This window comes from Massilia sp. Dwa41.01b (assembly GCF_014171775.1).
GTDB lineage: Bacteria > Pseudomonadota > Gammaproteobacteria > Burkholderiales > Burkholderiaceae_D > Telluria.
Window position 1 is genome coordinate 3,859,674 of the sequence record NZ_CP050454.1, and the last position, 18,279, is coordinate 3,877,952.

Sequence of the window (18,279 nt, forward strand, 5' to 3'; positions counted from 1 at the left end):
GTGGTACATCCATGCTCAAGCTCACTGCAAGGCAAGAACAGATCCTTAACCTGATCAAGGAAGCGATCGACAACACCGGCTTCCCGCCGACCCGCGCCGAAATCGCGAAGGAATTGGGCTTCAAGTCGGCCAACGCGGCCGAGGAACACCTGCAGGCGCTGGCCCGCAAAGGGGCGATCGAGATCGTCTCCGGCACCTCGCGCGGCATCCGCCTGATCGGCGCTTCGCTGCCGGCCGCGCTGCCGCCCATCCCGCCTGCCCTCCTGATGCCGCTGCCGCTGGTCGGTCCGTGTCGCCGCCGGCTCGCCCATCCTGGCCCAGGAACACGTCGAAGCCACCTACAACGTCGACCCGGCCATGTTCGGCGCCCGTCCCGATTTCCTGCTGAAGGTGCGCGGCTGGTCGATGCGCGACGCCGGCATCATGGACGGCGACTTCCTTGCGGTCAAGAAGGTCGACAGCGCCAAGAACGGCCAGATCGTCGTGGCCCGCCTGGGCGACGACGTCACCGTCAAGCGCTACCGCAAGACGGGCGAGCTGATCGAATTGCTGCCGGAGAATCCGGACTTCAAGGTCATTCGTGTCGAACCGGACGACGAGTTCGCGCTCGAAGGGCTGGCTGTGGGCTTGATGCGCAGCTGGCATTGAGCCGCAAAACGTAAAAAAGGCCGCAGATGCGGCCTTTTTCGTAGGGTGGGCTCTTGAGCCCACGCGGTGGGGCCTCTGCGAAGCCACCAACTCTACTGCCCAGCTGCTTCTGCACAGTGGGCCGCGAACATGTGGTCAAACGGCCAACATCGTAGACCGCAAACGCTTTACCGCGTGGGCACAAGTGCCCACCCTACAACAAACAAAGGCCGCGGATGCGGCCTTTTTCATGCATCGTGCTACCGCCCCGCCCCATCCTTCGGCGCCTTGTTCACGATCGCGTTGTGTTCGGCAATATACGCCTCGGTCGCGGTGCGCCAGACGGCGATATCGGCCAGCACCATCTTCGAGCCCACCTTCGCCTCTTCCGACATGTTCTCCTGCAAGGCGGCCAGACGCGTTTTGGCACGCGCCATCTCGGCCGCGTTCATCAGCTTGGCCACATCCGCCGGAATCTTGTCGGCAAGCGGCGAATGCGCGTTCAGGTTCTGGACGAAAGCGTTGTAGCAGTCCTGCCACTTGTTGATCGCATTCGTGACGCGCTCGATCTCTTCCGTCTGCTTCGAGATCGGCGGAATGCGGGGCGCCGGACAGGCGAACTTGCCGCTCCTGAGGTCGGCGCCATCGTAATCCTTCAGCCAGTAGTCGATGTCGGCGCGGCGCGTCACCCGCTGCTCCATGATCGCGAGCGACTCGACAGCGACCTTGTTGCCCTTGGCCGCGGCCTTGCGGAACCAGGCTTGCGCCTTGGCCTCATCCACCGCGCCGGCCTCGCCATACCAGTACATCTGGCCCAGGTTCTGCTGCGCCTCGACATTGCCCGCATTCGCCAGCTTGGTGTACAGCTTGAGCGCTTCCGGATATTTCTTTTGCTCGAACAGGGATTTGGCGTCTTCCAGTTCGCCGCCGTGGGCGGCGCCCGCCAGCATCAGTCCCAGGCCCAGTGTGATCAACAGTCTCTTCATGCTTGTTCGTTGTTTTGTCGATAAAAAAGCGCGGACGGCGCCGCGCTTGTGACTAAGCTTCCAGTGCCGCCCTGAAGTCGGCCAGCAAGTCCTCGGTTTCCTCGATGCCCACCGACACCCGGATCAGCGACTCGGCGATGCCCATGCTGGCGCGGCGCTCGGCGCCCATCTCGAAGAAGATCGTGTGCGCAACCGGGATGACCAGGGTACGGTTGTCGCCAAGATTACTCGCAGGAATTGCCAGCTGCAAGCGGTTCAGGTAATCGAAGGGATCGATGTCGTCCTTCAGCTCGAAGCTCAGCAGCGAACCGCCGGCCCGGAACAGTTCGCTCACGATGCCGTGCTGCGGGTGCGAAGCCAGGCCGGGATAGTGAACCGCAGCGACCCGGTCGTCGCTTTCCAGCATCCGCGCCAGCGCCAGCGCATTCGCGCAGGTGCGCTCCATGCGTAGCGCCGGGTCTCGGCGCCGACCGCGATATGGTGGGCCGCTTCCGGCCCCAGCGCCGCGCCGAAGTCGCGCAGGGCTTTCGCACGCAGCTGCGCCATGCCCTGGGCGGCGGGTGCCTGCTTGCGGAAGTTGGCGGCGATGTTCGGGTAGGCGCTCCAGTCGAACAAGCCGGTGTCGGTCAGTGCACCACCCAGCGCGATGCCATGACCGCCGATCGATTTGGTGAGCGAATTGACCACCAGGCCGGCACCCACCGCCTTCGGACGGAACAAATACGGCGTGGTCATGGTGTTGTCGACCACGTACAGGATGCCGCGCGCGCGGCACAGCTCGCCGATGCGCGCGAGATCGGCCACCTGGGTACGCGGATTGGCAATCGTCTCGACGAAGACCATGCGCGTGTTCGGCGTCAAGGCCGCTTCGACGTTCGCGGCATCCGTGGCATCGACGAAGTCGACACCGACACCCTGCCCCGCCACCGTCTGCCACAGGCTGTTGGTGTTCCCGAACAGGAAGGAGGACGACACGATGTGGTCGCCTTCGCGCAGCAGCGCCTGGAACAGGGCGCCGATCGCCGCCATGCCGGTGCCGAAGCACAGGCTGGCGACCCCGCCTTCCATCCTGCTGATCTTGTCTTCCAGCGCCGCCACCGTCGGGTTGCCCTGGCGGCCGTAACGAAAGCCCGGCTCCTTGCCCTGGAACACCGAGGCCAGCTGGCGCGCGTCGCCGTAACCGAAGGCGACGGAGGTGTGGATCGGCTTGTGCAGCGAGCCCTGCTCGATCGCCTTGCGGCGGTCGTTGTGCAGGATGGTCGTCGTGAAGCCGTATGCTTTCTTCTCGCTCATGGCCGGACTTACTCCGCCGCGACGGGCGGGTTCAGGTTGAGCTGGGTACGCACCACGTCCTCCGAGGACTTGCCCGAACTCTTGTGGCGCGTCGTTTCCAGCTTGTCGAGATAGGCCGGGGTGACGTCGCCCGTCACGTAGACGCCGTCGAAGCACGAAGCCTCGAAGTTGGTCAGCGCCGGATTGACGTCGGAAATCGAGCGCTTCAGGGCGTCGATATCCTGGTAGACCAGGCGGTCGGCCGTGATTTCGCGGCAGACTTCGTCGACGGTGCGGCCGTAGGCGATCAGCTCGTCACGGGTGGGCATGTCGATGCCGTAGACGTTCGGGAACAGCACCGGCGGCGCGGCCGAGGCGAAGAACACCTTGCGGGCACCGGCGTCGCGCGCCATCTGCACGATCTCGCGGCTGGTCGTGCCGCGCACGATGGAATCGTCGACCAGCAACACGTTCTTGTCCTTGAACTCGGAACCGATGGCGTTGAGTTTCTGGCGCACCGATTTCTTGCGCATGCCTTGCCCAGGCATGATGAAGGTGCGGCCGATGTAGCGGTTCTTGATGAAGCCTTCGCGGTATTCGATACCGAGTTTCAGCGCCAGCTGGATCGCCGCCGGACGCGAGGAATCGGGAATCGGCATGACGACGTCGATTTCCTCGACCGGAATTTCCTTGCGGATCTTGTCGGCCAGGTATTCACCCATCTTCAGGCGCGTGGCATACACCGAGGCGCCATCGATGACCGAATCGGGACGGGCCAGGTAGACGTATTCGAAGGCGCAGGGATTGAGCGACGGATTCTCGGCGCACTGGCGCTCGTGGAAGCTACCGTCCTCGCCGATCCAGACCGCCTCGCCCGGCGCGATGTCGCGCACGAAGCGGAAACCAATGCCTTCCAGGGCCACCGATTCGCTGGCCACCATGTATTCGACGCCGTTCTCGCCCTCGTTCATGCCGAGGCACAGCGGACGGATGCCGTAGGGGTCGCGGAAGGCCAGCATGCCGTGGCCGGCGATCTGGGCGACCACCGCGTAGGCACCGCGCACGCGGCGGTGCACGATGCCGACCGCCTTGAACACGGCTTCGGCGTCGAGCGAATAGCCATTCGCCGCTTCCTGGATCTCGTGCGCCAGCACGTTGAGCAGCACTTCCGAGTCGGAATTGGTGTTGATGTGGCGGCGGTCGTTGCGGAACAGGGCTTCCTTCAGCTCGGCCTGGTTCGTCAGGTTGCCGTTGTGCGCCAGTGTGATGCCGAAAGGCGCATTGACGTAGAAGGGCTGCGCCTCTTCCTCGCTCGAGGAACCGGCGGTCGGATAGCGGCAGTGGCCGATACCGGTATTGCCTTGCAGCGAGCGCATGTTACGGGTGCGGAACACGTCGCGCACCAGGCCATTGGCCTTGTACATCGAAAACATGCTGCTGTGATTGGTTGCGATACCTGCCGCGTCCTGGCCGCGGTGCTGCAGCAGCAGCAACGCGTCATACAGCAACTGGTTAACGGGAGTTTGCGAGACGACGCCGACGATGCCACACATGGTGTGCTCCTAAGAACAGATGACTGTTACGGACAATTTCAAAACGAGGGATTCAAACCGGGAATTCAAAATTTCACGTGCTGCGCCAGGGCAGCAGGGAGAAAGGGCTTGACGGTGCGGGCGCCGGCTTCGGCCAGCGGGGACAGCAGCGCGTCTTGCCAGAATGCTTGACGGGGGATGGCGGTCATTCCACACAAGATGACGACGGCGAGCACGATGACAAGCCCACGCGCCAGGCCGAACAGGCCGCCGAGGCCGCGGTCGGCCAGCGAGAGGCCGGAAGCCTCGATCAGGGCGCCGAGCGCCAGTGCCAGCAGCGCCATCAGGATGCGTACGCCAAGGAAGAGCACGACATAGGCGACGATCAGCCTGGTCGCCTCACCCGGTATCATATCCGGTAACAGCGGCCCGAGGCGCGCGCCATACGCATTGGCAACCACGAAGGCCACGATCCAGCCCAGCAGCGACAGGATTTCCTTGACCAGGCCGCGCATGGTGCTGATCACGACCGACGCCACCAACACGAAGAGCACCAGGTAATCGAAGATCGTCACGCCTGGACCACGTGCATCACATTGGCACCAGGAAGCCGCCGAAGCCCTGGGCGACGAGTTTCGCACGGGCCTTCTCGGCTTCCTCGCGGCTGGCGAACGGGCCGACCTGCACCTTGATCAGCTCGCCCGACTTGCGGGTGCTGGCGCTGACGCCGGCCGCGCGCAGGCGCGATTGCAGGTCCGCGACCTTGTCCTGGCTGGCGAGCGCGGCAACCTGGACCACAGCGTCGGCCCGCGTCCGGGTGGACTGCGTCGGCGCCCTTGTCGGTTCTGGCGACCGTTTCAGCCTTTTCGTGTTTTTCCGGCTTGGGCGCGCTCTTGCCTTCGAGCAGGGCCAGCGCACGGGCGGCCTCGTCGTCGCGCGCGCGGCGCCGGTTTGTCTTCGGTTTTCCGGAGCGGGCTTGTCGGCCTTGCGTTCGGCCGGCTTTGGCTCGGGTTTCGTTTCCGGCTTGCGTTCCGGCGCCTTCGGCTCCGGGCGCGCCATCTTGATCTCGGGTTCGGTGCGCAATCCATCCGGCGACTTCTCCGGCGCGATCTCGATGCGCGGCGCGGGCGTTGCCGGGCGCGTGGGCGGGGTCGCTGCCGAATTCGTGGCGGCAGGCGTCACGATTTCCTCGTCCTGGTCGACGCTGTCGCCGATCGGCACGGGATTGGACGGCACCGGCAGCGGCGGCGCCTTTTCCTTCGACGGGATCTGGATCGACATGTCGGCCACCAGCGGGCGCGGCTCGGAGTCGAGCAGCATCGGCAAGCCTACCGCGGCGCCCAGTGCCAGTGCGATCGCGCCGACCAGGCGCCGGCGTGCCCGCTTCTTTTCCGGCAACATCGGGTCGCCGCCGCTGCGGCTGCGGCTCGAGCCGCCCCGCCCGGCTTCATTGGCATGCGAGGCGCGCTTGGCACGCGCCTGCTTCGAGAAGTCGTCGTCGTCGCGGGAGAAACGGCCACTGTCCTGGGCGGTGCTTTCTTGCTTGTTTTTACTGAAGATCGAGAACAAGCCCATGCGTCTGTATGTCAGTGAAGAGAGTTTTTTCGGGCCGCCATCACGCCGGCGACGGTATAGAACGAGCCAAAGACCACAATTCTATCATTCTCCTCGGCACGGCTCATCGCATTTGCGAATGCCGCTGCCGGATCGGGGAAGCTGGTGACGGAAAAATCGCTCTCTTTCGCCCCTGCCGGACGCAGGGCCCCCAGTTGCTGGACCAACGCATCGCCAGGAGCGGCCCGCGGCGAGTCCAGGTCGGCCACGCACCAGTGGTCGATGTACTGGGCCATCGGTGCCACTACGCCGGCGATGTCCTTGTCGGCCATGATGCCGAACACGGCATAGGTGTAGCGATGAAAGCCCATGTTGCCCAGGTTCTGGGCAAGCGTGGCCGCCGCATGCGGATTGTGCGCCACGTCGAGGACGACGGTCGGGCGGCCTGGCAGCACCTGGAAGCGCCCCGGCAACTCCACCAGGGCCAGGCCCGTGCGCACTTCCTGTGCACCGGCCGGCAACTGCATGCGCAGGGCTTCCAGCGCGGCCAGCGCGGCCGAGGCGTTGAGCAGCTGGTTGGCGCCGCGCAGGGCCGGATAGGCCAGCGAATTGCGGCGCTGGGTGCGTCCGCCATAGCTCCACTGCTGCTGGTCGCCCTGGTAGTTGAAGTCGCGTCCGATCAGCCAGAGGTCGGCGCCGATGTCGGCCGCATGTTTGACGAGCGTGCTGGGCGCCAGCGGATCGCTGCAGATCGCCGTCTTGCCCGGCCGGAAGATACCCGCCTTCTCGAAGCCGATTTCCTCGCGCGTGTCGCCCAGGTAGTCGGCGTGGTCGATGTCGATGCTGGTGACGATAGCCACATCGGCATCGACCACGTTGACCGCGTCCAGGCGCCCGCCCAGGCCCACCTCGAGGATGGCGACGTCGACGCCGGCTTTCGAGATCAGGTGCATGATCGCCAGCGTGGTGAATTCGAAATAGGTCAGCGCTATGTCGCCGCGCTGCGCCTCGACGACATTGAAGGCCTCGACCAGCATGGCGTCGCTCGCCATTTCGCCATTGATGCGGGCGCGCTCGTTGAAGTCGAGGAAATGCGGCTTGATGTAGAGGCCGACGCGGTAGCCGGCATGCAGCAGGATCGATTCGAGCATCGCGCAGGTCGAGCCCTTGCCGTTGGTACCGGCAACCATGATGACGGGGCAACTAAATTGCAGATCCATGCGCTCCTTGACGGCGCGCACACGGTCCAGGCCCATGTCGATATGGGTTTCGGCATGGCGCGACTCGATCAGCGCGAGCCAGTCGGGCAAGGTGGTGGGAAGGCTGGACATGGGATGACTTTGGTGAGGGACAAAAGGGAACGGCCCGCAGTGCGGGCCGTCGGCCGAAGGGGCTTCATGGAGCGCAGCCTGAGACGGGGCTGCGCGCGAATTACGCTACGGCTTCAGCGGCCTGGTTCTGCAGCAGCGCCAGCAGGCGGGCGATTTCTTCGCGCATCTTGCGGCGGTCGACGATCATGTCGACGGCGCCCTTTTGCACCAGGAACTCGGCGCGCTGGAAGCCTTCCGGCAGTTTTTCGCGCACGGTGTTCTCGATCACGCGCGGGCCGGCAAAGCCGATCAGGGCCTTCGGCTCGGCGATCACGACGTCGCCCATGAAGGCGAAGGAGGCGGAGACGCCGCCCATGGTCGGGTCGGTCAGCACACTGATGAACGGCAGTTTCTTCTCCGACAGCTTGGTCAGCATGGCCGTGGTCTTTGCCATCTGCATCAGCGACAGCAGGCCTTCCTGCATGCGCGCGCCGCCGGTGGCGGTGATGCAGATGAAGGGCACCTTCTGCTCGAGCGCAATCTGGGCGCCGCGGGCGAAACGCTCGCCGACGACCGAGCCCATCGAGCCGCCCATGAATTCGAATTCGAAACAGGCCACCACGACCGGCATGCTCATGATCGAGCCGCCCTGGACGATGAGGGCATCGGTTTCGCCGGTGGCTTCCATGGCTTGCTTGAGCCGGTCCGGATACTTCTTGCTGTCCTTGAACTTGAGCGTGTCGACCGGCAGGGTTTCCTGGCCGATCTCGTAGCGGCCGCCTTCGTCGAGCAGGCCGTCGAGGCGCTCGCGGGCACGGATGCGCATGTGGTGGTCGCACTTCGGGCACACATGCAGGTTCGACTCGAGGTCGGCGCGGTAGAGCACCGCTTCGCACGACGGGCACTTGACCCACAGGCCTTCGGGCATGGTCTTGCGGTTGGCGGCATCGGAGCGCTGGATTCTAGGGGGCAGCAGTTTTTCCAACCAACTCATGTTCTCTCCTTTGCGGCATGTCTTAAGTTGCGCGTAGTGTATCTGCTAGCGCCCGGCTTGTCACCGCTTGCCAGTCTGGCAATCAATGGGGCCGATGTCCGCGGCCGTGCACGCCAGGCCGTCGGGACGGCCCCCAACAGGTTATACACCCATCGCCGAAGAGGGTGAGCACGAATCCGAACGTGGTGCAGAGCAAGCGCCAGCGGGAAGGATCGGCATCCTACCCCGTCCGGCATTTTTCTCGCACGGCGGTCAGCGAACGGAATTCTCGGGCGGCGACCATGTCCAAACAGGAGAGCCCCGCTCCGCCCCCGATCGGTGCGGCCGGCCATACAAGGCGAGTGACATGTCACCATCGAAGCAGGCGCTGCTCGGGTGCATGTGCGTGCTCCTGCTGTCGGGGTGCCGCACCGTGCGCGAAGGCGGCGCGCCCGAACCTTCCTTCGACCTGGAAGCCGACCTGCGCATGCTCGACCAGGAGTTTCGCTCGACGGCCAGCATCAAGGACTACTACAGCATCGGCGACCCGGCCCAGAAAGTGACCGCACGCAACCGCTTCGTCATGGGCCGCATTGCCCAGATCGACCTGCGCTATATCGCCTTCATCCGCGGCCTGACTGCCGACAGGCAGAAGCTCGATGCGGCAACCGACCTCGCTTCGCTGTCGATCAACCTGGCCGGCACGCTCGTCGGCGGCGTACGCTCGGGGAAAAACCTCGCTGCGGCCGCCGCGGCGATCGGCGGCGCGAAACAGACGATCGTCAAGGACTTCTATTACGACAAGAGCCTTGATGCGCTGGTGGGCACGATGAATGCCCAGCGCAAGGCGGTGCTCGTCGGCATCCTGCAAGGCCTGAAGACGCCCAGCGTGGAACAGTATCCCTTCGAACTGGCGCTGACGCAGCTGCACGACTACTACATGGCAGGGACGATCAACGGGGCCCTGCGCTTCATTAACAGCGCCTCGGCCGAGCAGGAAAAGAGCAGCGACGCGGCCATCGAGCGCCTTGCCGTGTTGCCGGCCTCGAGTCAGAAGATCTACGAATCGGTCACGCGTCTCGGCGGAGCAGTCAGGGCTGCGGGAGCAAAGGACGCGGCCGCGCTCGACGGGGCCCTGCTGTCTTTCGGCATTCCCTCCAGGGAACTGGAGGGCCTGGACCTGGAGGCGAAGAAGCTGCGCCTGCTGGGCAGGCTCGACGCGATCATTTCCGACCCGAAGACCGCAACCGGGGCCAAGGAAGCCGCGCTCGGCCAGCTCATCGACAAATTCACGGAAAGCGGCCTGTTGAAATAGAGGCGAAGGTGCTGGGAGGCATGACATGGACTTCGATATAGAGTGCAACCATGACCTGCGCGGTTTCGCGCTGATCGTCGGCGGCAAGGAGCAGGTCGGCTTCAGGTTCGTCGACTGCAAGGTGCTGACCTTACCGGGCGGCGGACACATCAACCGGGTGCACTTCGAAGGGCCGACGCTGGATCCACCTTCCTTGCCGCTCGTGTTCGGACCGAGGCCGCCGCATTTCAGCGGGAACAAGCCGGACTGGACGGGGGAAATCTGCGTTTCCGGGCAAGCGCTCGCCGCCGTCGCCTACCGACAAAAGTTCTAAACGATTGATGGCTTTCCAGACGCGCTACAGTCCGCGCCGTTGGACATGGACGTGAAAAACCGGCCCGGGAACAGGTCCGGGGCCGGCTTGGACACGGTTTGGCACATACCGGCCACGACCGACCCGGCCTTGCCGGAGGTCAGCGGGGCACGAGTGCCGGCACCTACTGGCCGTCGAGCGCCGCGCGGATGCCTGCGCAGAAAGCGCGCACCGCCTCCGGCCCCTGCTCCTTCGGCGTATTTTCCAGCTCCTGGATGATGCGGCTGCCGATGACGACGGCGTCGGCCACCGAGGCCACCGCCTTCGCCGTCTGGGCATCGCGGATGCCGAAGCCGACGCCGATCGGCAGGCTGACGTGTTCGCGAATCGCCGCCACGCGCTGGGCAACGTCCTGCGTATCGATGGTGCCGGCGCCGGTGACGCCTTTCAGCGACACATAGTAGGAGAAGCCGCTGCCGTAGCGCGCCACCTGCTTCACGCGCTCGACCGTCGAGGTTGGCGCCAGCAGGAAGATCATGTCGAGGCCGTTGTCGCGCATGGCGTCGGCAAAGGCTTCGCACTCTTCCGGCGGATAGTCGACGACGATGGCGCCGTCGGCACCGGCTTCTTTCGCGCAGCGGATGAATGCGTCGGGGCCGATGCGTTCGATGGGATTGGCGTAGCCCATCAGGACGACCGGGGTATCGGCATTCGTCTGGCGAAATTCGCGGACGTAGTTGAACACGTCGGGCAGGCCGATGCCGAATTTCAATGCGCGCTCGCAGGCACGCTGGATGACCGGGCCTTCGGCCATCGGGTCGGAAAACGGCACGCCGAGTTCCAGCACGTCGGCGCCGCCCGCGACGAGCGCGTGCATCAGCGGGACGGTCATGTCGGGACCGGGGTCGCCGGCGGTGATGAAGGTGACGAGGCCGGTTTTGTTGTGCGCGCGCAGGGCGGCGAAGGTTTGTTCGATGCGGGACATGGTGAGTTCTCTATTCTTGGATGACGGTGGGTACGCAGGGAATCGTTGGATCCGCCTGCGCTACGACTCAGCTGAAGTCCAGCCCCATCCTCTGCGCCACCGTGTGCATGTCCTTGTCCCCGCGCCCTGACAAATTGACCAGAATGTTCTGGTCCGCCGGCAGCGTCGCCGCCAGCTTCACCGCGTAGGCAATCGCGTGCGAGGATTCCAGCGCCGGAATGATGCCCTCGATGCGGCAGCAGTCGTGGAACGCGGCCAGCGCCTCCTCGTCCGTGATCGACACGTACTCGGCGCGCTGCGAGTCCTTCAGCCAGGCGTGCTCGGGACCCACGCCCGGATAGTCCAGGCCTGCCGACACCGAATGGGTCTCGATGATCTGGCCGTTCGCGTCCTGCAGCAGGTAAGTGCGGTTGCCGTGCAACACCCCCGGGAAGCCGGCCGTCAGCGAAGCGGCATGCTTGCCCGAATCGATGCCCTCGCCCGCCGCCTCGACGCCGACCAGCTTCACGCCCGCCTCGTCGATATAGGGATAGAAAATGCCCATCGCGTTCGAGCCGCCGCCGATGCAGGCCACCACATAATCGGGCTGGCGACCGGTCATGGCCGGCATCTGCACCCGGCATTCCTCGCCGATCACCGACTGGAAGTCGCGCACCATCATCGGATACGGGTGCGGTCCGGCGACGGTGCCGATGATGTAGAAGGTGTTTTCGATGTTGGTGACCCAGTCGCGCATCGCTTCGTTGAGCGCGTCCTTCAGGGTCTTGCTGCCGGATTCGACCGGTACCACGGTCGCGCCCAGCAGTTTCATGCGGTAGACGTTCTGGGCCTGGCGCTTGACGTCCTCGCTGCCCATGTAGACCACGCATTCCATGCCGAAGCGGGCGCAGATGGTGGCGGTGGCCACGCCGTGCTGGCCGGCGCCGGTCTCGGCGATGATGCGAGGTTTACCCATGCGCCGCGCCAGCAGGGCCTGGCCGATCACGTTGTTGATCTTGTGGGCGCCGGTATGGTTCAGGTCTTCACGCTTGAAGTAGATCTGCGCGCCGCCGGCCAGCTCCGACCAGCGCTTGGCGTGGTAGACCGGCGACGGGCGGCCGACGAAGTGCGCCAGCTCGTAGCGGAATTCTTCCAGGAATTCCGGATCGGCCGCATAGCGCGCGTAGGCCTCGTTCAGTTCGGCCAGCGCATGCGAAAGCGTCTCGGCGACAAAGCTGCCGCCGTAGGGTCCGAAGTGGCCGCGCGTGTCCGGCAGCTGGTAGTCAGGAGTCTGGAACAGGGGTGCGGCGGCGTCAGGCGCCTGGCCGCGGATGGGAGAACGGTCGTGTGTCATGTGGGTGCTCGCTGTCGATGGTGGCATCGCCCGCCCGCACCGCCGCCACGAAAGCGGCGATCTTGCGGGCGTCCTTGATCCCCTTGCCGGCTTCGACACCACTGCTGATGTCGACGGCATAGGGGCGTACCGAGGTCACCGCCTCAGTCGCGTTTTGCACGCTCAAGCCACCACTCAAAACGACCCGAGGCGCGAGCTCTTTTGGAATGACAGACCAATCGAAGACCTTTCCTGCACCGCCGTAGGACGCCACATGGGTGTCGAGCAGGAGGCTCGAGAACCAGGGGCTGGCGGCGCGGTATGCGAGTTCGCATTCTAGCAGTTCAAGCGGCGTCGTGTCCGGCTCGACGCGGAAGGCCCGCACGAACGGGCGCTTCACGGCCGCGGCAATCGTCGCGCATTCCGCTATCGTTTCGTCGCCATGGAACTGCAGCAGCGCCACCGGTGCGGCGTCGACCACCGCCCTCACCTCTTCCAGCGTGGCGTTGACGAACAGCGCGACCGCACTGACGTAAGGGGGCAGGTGCGCACCGAGCACGGCGAACGCGGCGGGGTCAAGGTAGCGCGGGCTCTGCGGATAAAAGACGAAGCCGAGCGCGTCGGCGCCGCAGGCCACGGCGGCGCGCAGGTCTTCTTCTCGGGTGATGCCGCAGATCTTGATGCGGGTGCGTTGGAGCATTGTTATAACCAGGGCAGTGGCGAGACCGCCTCCTGCGGCAGTCCCCACTTCGGATCGTAATCGATTTTCGCGAAGTACAGGCCGTCCGGCATGAAGGTGGGCGCGGCGGCGTCGCGGTCGCGCGCCGTCAGCACCTCGGCCATCCAGTCGGGCTCGTTGCGCCCCGTGCCCACGTAGACGAGCGCGCCGACGATGTTGCGCACCATGTGATGCAGGAAAGCGCTGGCACGCACTGTAAACACGATGATGTCGCCGCGGCGCTCGATGCTGATCTCCTGCATGTCCTTGATGGGCGTGTTGGCCTGGCAGCCGGACGCGCGGAAGGACGTAAAGTCGTGCAGGCCGATCAGGTGGCGGGCGGCCGCCCGCATGCGCTCCACATCGAGCGGGCGGAACACCCAGCCGGCGCGGCCGGCCAGCAGCGCCGACGGGTTCGGATTGTTGTACAGGACGTAGTGGTAGGTGCGGGCGCGGGCTGAGAAGCGCGCATGGAACTCCTGGCCGTCGGCGTCGGGCGGCACCGCGGCCGCCCAGCGCACCGAGACCGAATCGGGCAGGAAGGTATTCGTGCCGCGTACCCAGCTCTGCATCGAGCGATCGAGTTCGGTGTCGAAATGGACGACCTGCTCGACCGCATGCACGCCCGCATCGGTGCGGCCGGCGCAGGTGGTGGCAAGCCTGGTGCAGGCAAACTTCTCGAGGGCGATCTCGAGGGCGTCCTGCACGGTGTCACGGCTGGGCTGCTTCTGGTATCCGTTCCAGCCGGTGCCGACGTACTGGAGTCCTAAGGCAATACGGGTCACGCGGCCTGCAACCTCACGCGAGCTGGGCGCGCATGGCGCTGGCACGGCTGGACTGTTCGACGTTGCCACCCTTGATGACTTCGTCGAGCAGCTCGCGCGCACCTTCCTTGTCGCCGATTTCCTGGTAAGCGATCGCCAGGTCCAGCTTGGTTTCCATTTCCATCTGGGCCGGGGTCAGCTCGGCGCGCTCGCTGCTTTCCGCGGCGATGCTGTCGGTGCCGGCGTCAGGCAGCGGCTGGGCGGTGATCTCGCTGTCGCCAGATGGCAGCTCGAGGTCGAGGCCGCTCATGTCGAAGCGCGGCACCGGGGTGCCGGGGTTCGGGATGGCTGGCACCTCGTCCAGCGCGAACGGCTCGTCCCGGGCGCGGCCGGTGCTGCAGGCTGGCCGAAGTCCAGGTTGTCGAGGTCGAACATCGCGTCCTTGCCGGCCGCGGCAGGCGCGTCGGCTAGCGGAGCCTCGTGGGCCGGCGCGGTGAGTTCGAGATCGGTGGAGCCGAAGTCGAACACCGGCTCTTCGGCCTGGCCGACCGGGGTCACCGGCGTGGTATCGGCCAGGCCGAAGTCCATCGCGTCGAGGTCGAACAGCGCGTCCTTGTTGTCAATGGCGGCCGGGGTCGCGGTGTCGCTTGCCAGGTCGAATCCGGTCGACGCCGCGTTCGTGTCGACGCCGCCCTGCTGCGCATCTTTCGACAGGTCGAGCACGAAGCCGTCGTCGGCCGCTGCGGTGTCTTGCGCCGCGGCAGGCGCGCTGGCCGGCGCGTCGAAGTTCATGTCGAAGGCCAGGTCGTCCAGGCTGCCGGCGGCTGGATCGACGACCGGCGTACCGGATGCCGGTTCGAGCGGCGCGAATGGCTCCATCTCGAATTGCAGGTCCGGCACCGCGGTCGCGTCGGTGTGGAGGACGGCGGCGCTGTCGGTGGCGGCAACCGGCTCGAAGCTCAGGCCACCCAGGTCGAAGTCGAGCAGGCTGTCGCCCGCTTCGGCGTTGGCGTCCAGGGACGCCGGCAAAGCGGTGGCATCCTGGCCGAGACCCATGCTCTCGAGGTCGAAACGGCTGTTGAGCGGCGCACCGGTCACGGCGTCGACCGTCGACGAAGGCATCAGGAGTTCCGAGTCGCCGCGGTTACGGAAAGCCTGTTCGAGCTGCTGCGACAGCACGGTCTGCGGACCGCCGTCGAGTATCGTTGCCGGGCCGGTCGTCGTTGCGGCAGCAGCAGCGGCGCCGGCGATGGCGGCGGCGCCGGCACCCCGGGCGTACAGCGGGTTGGCAGGATCGAGCGTGTGGCCGAGTGCCGCGGCTTGCGCCCATTCCTCGCCCTGGCCGGCGCTCAAGCTGTAGAGCTCGGTAGCCTGCGCTTCGAACGCGCGCACATCCTTGCGGTTGGCGTAGATCTCGAGCAGCTTCAGGCGCACCGGATGGCGCGTCGGATCGTTGCGCAGGGCTTCCTTGAGGATGTCCTCGGCCTGGGTGTCGAAGTTATAGGCCAGGTACAGTTCGGCCTCGGCCAGCGGATCGACCTCGTTGGTGTCGAGCTGGCTGGCCGAAGGCGCGAAGCTGGAATTGAACACGCTGTCGTGGGTGTCGACCTTCTGGCCGCCGGTCTTGGCGAACAGCGAATTCGACGGCTGCGCGGCGCTGCCGAGGATAGTGGTCGTGGCGGGAGCCGACTTCGGCACCGGCTTTTGCTTGCGGCGCTGCGCCACGCCGAGCGCGGCCAGCAGCAGCACGCCGGCACCGGCGGCGAGATAGGCGATGTTATCCATCAGCATGTCGCCAAGGCCAGGCTCGGCCGGAGCAGCCTTCGGCGCGGTCTTGATTTTCGGGGCAACCGCGGGCGCGGCAGGTGCGGCCGTATCGGCCGCCGGCGCTTGCGCAGCCGGCGTTCCGGCGGCCGGCGCCCCGGCCGCCGTTGCCGGCGCCTTCGCCGCTTCGGCCGCGCGCTGGGCGGCGTCGGCACCGGCACCGTTCTTCACGGTGACGATCTTCTCCAGAGCGTTGACGTTGTTCTCGAGTTCCTTGACGCGCTGCTGGGCGTCGGCCAGTTCCTTTTCCTTCGCTACCGTGTCCTCGGCGGTCGTGGTCGCACCGCTGCCGCTGGCCTTCGTCGGCGGTGCCTTCGACAGGCGCAGCCGGTCGGCCGCTTCGTTGGCGGCGGTCGGGCGTTCCTCGACCTTGGCGGTGATGCGGCCGGTCGCACTCTGGCCGGCGGCGCTCTCGCGCGCCGGGGCGCTGGTGGCCACCTGGCCGGCCAGCTTCGAGCGGTAGGCGTTGAAGTCGGCCGCGTGGGCGACCACGGTACCGTGCGCTTCGCCGGCATCGAGGCCACGCATCGTGTCGGCATCGGGTACCGACAGGATCTGGCCCGACTTCAGGCGGTTCATGTTGTTGCCGATGAAGGCGTCCGGGTTGGCGCGGTACAGGGCGACGAGCATCATGTCGAGCGAGACATCGACAGGCTTCAGGCGCCCCGCGATACGGCCGAGCGTATCGCCGGCGCGGACGCGGTAGCGCGACGGCGTGCCGCCGGCAGCGCTGGCAGTTGGTGCACCAGCCGGGGCGGCAGCGCCCTCGTCGGCACGGGCGGCGCGCGGTGCGCGTGCGGCCGGGGCACCACCGGCGGCCGGCGACGCGGCTGCACCCTGGCGGGTGGTCGCAGCGCCCGCGGCCGCTGCGACCTGGGCCGACTGGGTCGTGCGCAGCTCGGCCGGGTCGAGGAGGAAGGTGTATTCGCGTACCAGGCGGCCGTTATTCCACGACAGCTCGAGCAGCAGGTCGACGAAGGGCTCGTTCAGCGGCTGCGGCGAGCTGATGCGCACGAACTGGCGGCCATTGCGCTGCTCGACCACGAAACGCAGCGACAGCAGGGCTGGATTGAATTCGATGTTGGCGGCGCGGTAGGCTTCAGGGCTGGCGAGTTTGGCGCCGAGACCGGCTGCTTCGTCGTTCGACACCGAGGTCAGTTCGATCTCGGCGCGCAGCGGCTGGCCGAGCGCGGACAGGACGGTCAGCTTTCCCAGTCCCGCAGCCGATGCCGCCGACGACAACAGCACTGCACTGGCGACCGCGGCGGTAATGGTTTTCAACGCGGACGACATGATCTGAGGGCGGCGATTCAATGGCATAGTGAAGTGCGAGATGGTTAGCTGGAGGAAACTACGGTTTCCGGGAGGTCTCAACATATCATCATGCACTGGAGCATGCAAGCTCTGCGGGGCGTAGGAGTCTGAAACTGTCGGTTAAGCGCGCAACCGCTGTTGTTTAGACAACAGCGGCGCGCTCCAAGCTTACTTCGGTGATAACAGATGTGATCAAAATTTTATTAGTCATTTACTCCGCTCAGCCTGTGAAAACGCCGCGAAACATCGCGGCGTCGGGAGGCTGGGCGGCGCCCTGTTTTACTTGTCCAGCACGATGCGCAGCATGCGGCGCAGCGGCTCGGCGGCGCCCCACAGCAACTGGTCGCCAACGGTAAAGGCCGACAGGTAGCTCGGTCCCATCGACATCTTGCGCAGGCGGCCGACCGGAATCGTCAAGCTGCCGGTCACGGCGGCCGGCGACAGGTCCCGCATCGAGGCTTCACGCGTGTTCGGCACCACCTTCACCCAGTCGTTGTGGGAGGCGATGATGTCGTTGATTTCGTCGAGCGGCACGTCCTTCGTCATCTTGATGGTCAGCGCCTGCGAATGGCAGCGCATCGCGCCGATGCGCACGCACAGGCCGTCGACGGGAATCGCTTTGGTGCCGAAACCGTCGCCGCGGCCGAGGATCTTGTTGGTCTCGGCGCCGGCCTTCCACTCTTCCTTCGACTGGCCGTTGCCCAGGTCCTTGTCGATCCAGGGAATCAGGTTGCCGGCCAGCGGCACGCCGAACTGCTTGGTTTCCTCAGGCGACAGGCCATGCTGGGTCGCCAGCACGGTGCGGTCGATTTCGAGGATGGCCGAGGCCGGGTCGTCCAGCAGCGGTTTCACCGCGCCGTTGATGGTGCCGAACTGGGTCAGCAGTTCGCGCATGTGCTGGGCGCCACCGCCGGAGGCTGCCTGGTAGGTCATGGAGGTCATCCACTCGACCAGGCCCTGCTCGAACAGGCCGCCCAGGCCCATCAGCATGCACGACACCGTGCAGTTGCCGCCGATGTAGTTCTTCACGCCGCGCGACATGGCGTTCTTGATGACGTCCTTGTTGACCGGGTCGAGCACGATGACGGCGTCGTCGTTCATGCGCAGGGTCGAGGCGGCATCGATCCAGTAGCCGTTCCAGCCGGCCGCGCGCAGCTTCGGGAAGACCTCGCTCGTGTAGTCGCCGCCCTGGCAGGAGATGATGATCTCGCATTTCGACAGCTCGGCGATGTCGCTGGCGCTCTTCAACCTGGTTTCGTTCTTCGCCATCTTCGGGGCGTCGCCGCCCGGATTCGACGTCGTGAAGAACACCGGCTCGATGAAGGCGAAATCGCCCTCGTCCTGCATGCGCTGCATCAGGACCGAACCGACCATACCGCGCCAACCTACCAGGCCTACTAATTTCATTTTTCGGAATTCCTATAACTATGATCGTCGTTTACTACATCATCGTTCACGCGTGGGGTCATCGAGGCCGGCGGCCTCGATGACGGTGCCCATC

General features: G+C 65.6%; 15 protein-coding genes and 2 pseudogenes. 3 read left to right on the top strand and 14 right to left on the bottom strand.

Annotated elements, in window-relative coordinates; genetic code table 11:
- The first annotated feature begins 11 nt into the window (after positions 1 to 11).
- A pseudogene (gene lexA / locus G4G28_RS17765) lies at positions 12 to 648 on the top strand (transcriptional repressor LexA).
- A gap of 239 nt (positions 649 to 887) precedes the next feature.
- Here the strand turns inward: lexA and G4G28_RS17770 are convergent.
- The 7 genes and pseudogenes from G4G28_RS17770 to accD form a co-directional block, all read right to left on the bottom strand.
- A complete protein-coding gene (locus G4G28_RS17770; RefSeq protein WP_182989288.1) occupies positions 888 to 1,613 on the bottom strand; it encodes a tetratricopeptide repeat protein in 726 nt (241 codons plus the stop codon).
- A 52-nt stretch (positions 1,614 to 1,665) separates the two neighbouring features.
- Positions 1,666 to 2,906 (bottom strand): annotated as a pseudogene (locus G4G28_RS17775) (cystathionine gamma-synthase family protein).
- 8 nt (positions 2,907 to 2,914) lie between these two features.
- On the bottom strand, positions 2,915 to 4,438 hold the full coding sequence (gene purF / locus G4G28_RS17780; RefSeq protein ID WP_182989289.1) for an amidophosphoribosyltransferase: 1,524 nt from the start codon (positions 4,436 to 4,438) through the stop codon (positions 2,915 to 2,917).
- Positions 4,439 to 4,503: 65 nt separating this feature from the next.
- A complete protein-coding gene (locus G4G28_RS17785) occupies positions 4,504 to 4,992 on the bottom strand; it encodes a CvpA family protein (RefSeq protein WP_182989290.1) in 489 nt (162 codons plus the stop codon).
- Between the two features lie 16 nt (positions 4,993 to 5,008).
- On the bottom strand, positions 5,009 to 5,992 hold the full coding sequence (locus G4G28_RS17790; RefSeq protein WP_183107653.1) for an SPOR domain-containing protein: 984 nt from the start codon (positions 5,990 to 5,992) through the stop codon (positions 5,009 to 5,011).
- Positions 5,993 to 6,003: 11 nt separating this feature from the next.
- Positions 6,004 to 7,302: a bifunctional tetrahydrofolate synthase/dihydrofolate synthase gene (gene folC / locus G4G28_RS17795; protein WP_183107654.1), complete on the bottom strand. Its 1,299-nt coding sequence runs from the start codon at positions 7,300 to 7,302 to the stop codon at positions 6,004 to 6,006.
- 100 nt (positions 7,303 to 7,402) lie between these two features.
- Entirely contained in the window at positions 7,403 to 8,275 is an 873-nt protein-coding gene (gene accD, locus G4G28_RS17800; RefSeq protein WP_182989291.1) for an acetyl-CoA carboxylase, carboxyltransferase subunit beta, read from the bottom strand.
- 346 nt (positions 8,276 to 8,621) lie between these two features.
- On the opposite strand from accD, the gene G4G28_RS17805 reads away from it, so the two are divergent.
- Both G4G28_RS17805 and G4G28_RS17810 read left to right on the top strand, forming a co-directional pair.
- Entirely contained in the window at positions 8,622 to 9,569 is a 948-nt protein-coding gene (locus G4G28_RS17805) for a hypothetical protein (RefSeq protein ID WP_182989292.1), read from the top strand.
- A gap of 25 nt (positions 9,570 to 9,594) precedes the next feature.
- Positions 9,595 to 9,882: a hypothetical protein gene (locus G4G28_RS17810; RefSeq protein ID WP_182989293.1), complete on the top strand. Its 288-nt coding sequence runs from the start codon at positions 9,595 to 9,597 to the stop codon at positions 9,880 to 9,882.
- A gap of 163 nt (positions 9,883 to 10,045) precedes the next feature.
- Here the strand turns inward: G4G28_RS17810 and trpA are convergent, their stop codons facing one another.
- From trpA to asd, 7 genes are all read right to left on the bottom strand, one after another.
- Positions 10,046 to 10,846, bottom strand: coding sequence for a tryptophan synthase subunit alpha (gene trpA, locus G4G28_RS17815; protein ID WP_183107655.1), 801 nt, complete (start codon positions 10,844 to 10,846; stop codon positions 10,046 to 10,048).
- 67 nt (positions 10,847 to 10,913) lie between these two features.
- Positions 10,914 to 12,179, bottom strand: coding sequence for a tryptophan synthase subunit beta (gene trpB, locus G4G28_RS17820; protein ID WP_182989295.1), 1,266 nt, complete (start codon positions 12,177 to 12,179; stop codon positions 10,914 to 10,916).
- Positions 12,139 to 12,858 (bottom strand): phosphoribosylanthranilate isomerase, encoded by a 720-nt coding sequence (locus G4G28_RS17825; RefSeq protein WP_182989296.1) that lies wholly within the window; start codon positions 12,856 to 12,858, stop codon positions 12,139 to 12,141. Before G4G28_RS17825 ends, trpB begins: the two co-directional genes overlap by 41 nt.
- 2 nt (positions 12,859 to 12,860) lie before the next feature.
- Positions 12,861 to 13,661, bottom strand: coding sequence for a tRNA pseudouridine(38-40) synthase TruA (truA, locus tag G4G28_RS17830; protein ID WP_182989297.1), 801 nt, complete (start codon positions 13,659 to 13,661; stop codon positions 12,861 to 12,863).
- Between the two features lie 13 nt (positions 13,662 to 13,674).
- The gene (locus G4G28_RS17835) at positions 13,675 to 13,995 is read right to left on the bottom strand and encodes a FimV/HubP family polar landmark protein (protein WP_229507706.1); all 321 of its coding nucleotides are present in this window, start codon (positions 13,993 to 13,995) and stop codon (positions 13,675 to 13,677) included.
- Complete coding sequence (locus tag G4G28_RS17840; protein ID WP_183107656.1) at positions 13,947 to 16,745, bottom strand: FimV family protein; 2,799 nt, start codon at positions 16,743 to 16,745, stop codon at positions 13,947 to 13,949. The genes G4G28_RS17835 and G4G28_RS17840 overlap by 49 nt, the downstream gene beginning before the upstream one ends.
- A 312-nt stretch (positions 16,746 to 17,057) precedes the next feature.
- Complete coding sequence (gene asd, locus G4G28_RS17845) at positions 17,058 to 18,185, bottom strand: aspartate-semialdehyde dehydrogenase (protein WP_182989298.1); 1,128 nt, start codon at positions 18,183 to 18,185, stop codon at positions 17,058 to 17,060.
- Positions 18,186 to 18,279 lie beyond the last annotated feature (94 nt).

Excerpts from the sequence above, each read along its gene's own strand:
- G4G28_RS17770 (WP_182989288.1), bottom strand. The coding sequence starts at position 1,613 with ATGAAGAGACTGTTGATCACACTGGGCCTGGGACTGATGCTGGCGGGC.
- G4G28_RS17825 (WP_182989296.1), bottom strand. The coding sequence starts at position 12,858 with ATGCTCCAACGCACCCGCATCAAGATCTGCGGCATCACCCGAGAAGAA.
- G4G28_RS17805 (WP_182989292.1), top strand. The coding sequence starts at position 8,622 with ATGTCACCATCGAAGCAGGCGCTGCTCGGGTGCATGTGCGTGCTCCTG.
- accD (WP_182989291.1), bottom strand. The coding sequence starts at position 8,275 with ATGAGTTGGTTGGAAAAACTGCTGCCCCCTAGAATCCAGCGCTCCGAT.
- G4G28_RS17790 (WP_183107653.1), bottom strand. The coding sequence starts at position 5,992 with ATGGGCTTGTTCTCGATCTTCAGTAAAAACAAGCAAGAAAGCACCGCC.
- purF (WP_182989289.1), bottom strand. The coding sequence starts at position 4,438 with ATGTGTGGCATCGTCGGCGTCGTCTCGCAAACTCCCGTTAACCAGTTG.
- G4G28_RS17810 (WP_182989293.1), top strand. The coding sequence starts at position 9,595 with ATGGACTTCGATATAGAGTGCAACCATGACCTGCGCGGTTTCGCGCTG.
- folC (WP_183107654.1), bottom strand. The coding sequence starts at position 7,302 with ATGTCCAGCCTTCCCACCACCTTGCCCGACTGGCTCGCGCTGATCGAG.
- trpB (WP_182989295.1), bottom strand. The coding sequence starts at position 12,179 with ATGACACACGACCGTTCTCCCATCCGCGGCCAGGCGCCTGACGCCGCC.
- asd (WP_182989298.1), bottom strand. The coding sequence starts at position 18,185 with ATGAAATTAGTAGGCCTGGTAGGTTGGCGCGGTATGGTCGGTTCGGTC.
- trpA (WP_183107655.1), bottom strand. The coding sequence starts at position 10,846 with ATGTCCCGCATCGAACAAACCTTCGCCGCCCTGCGCGCGCACAACAAA.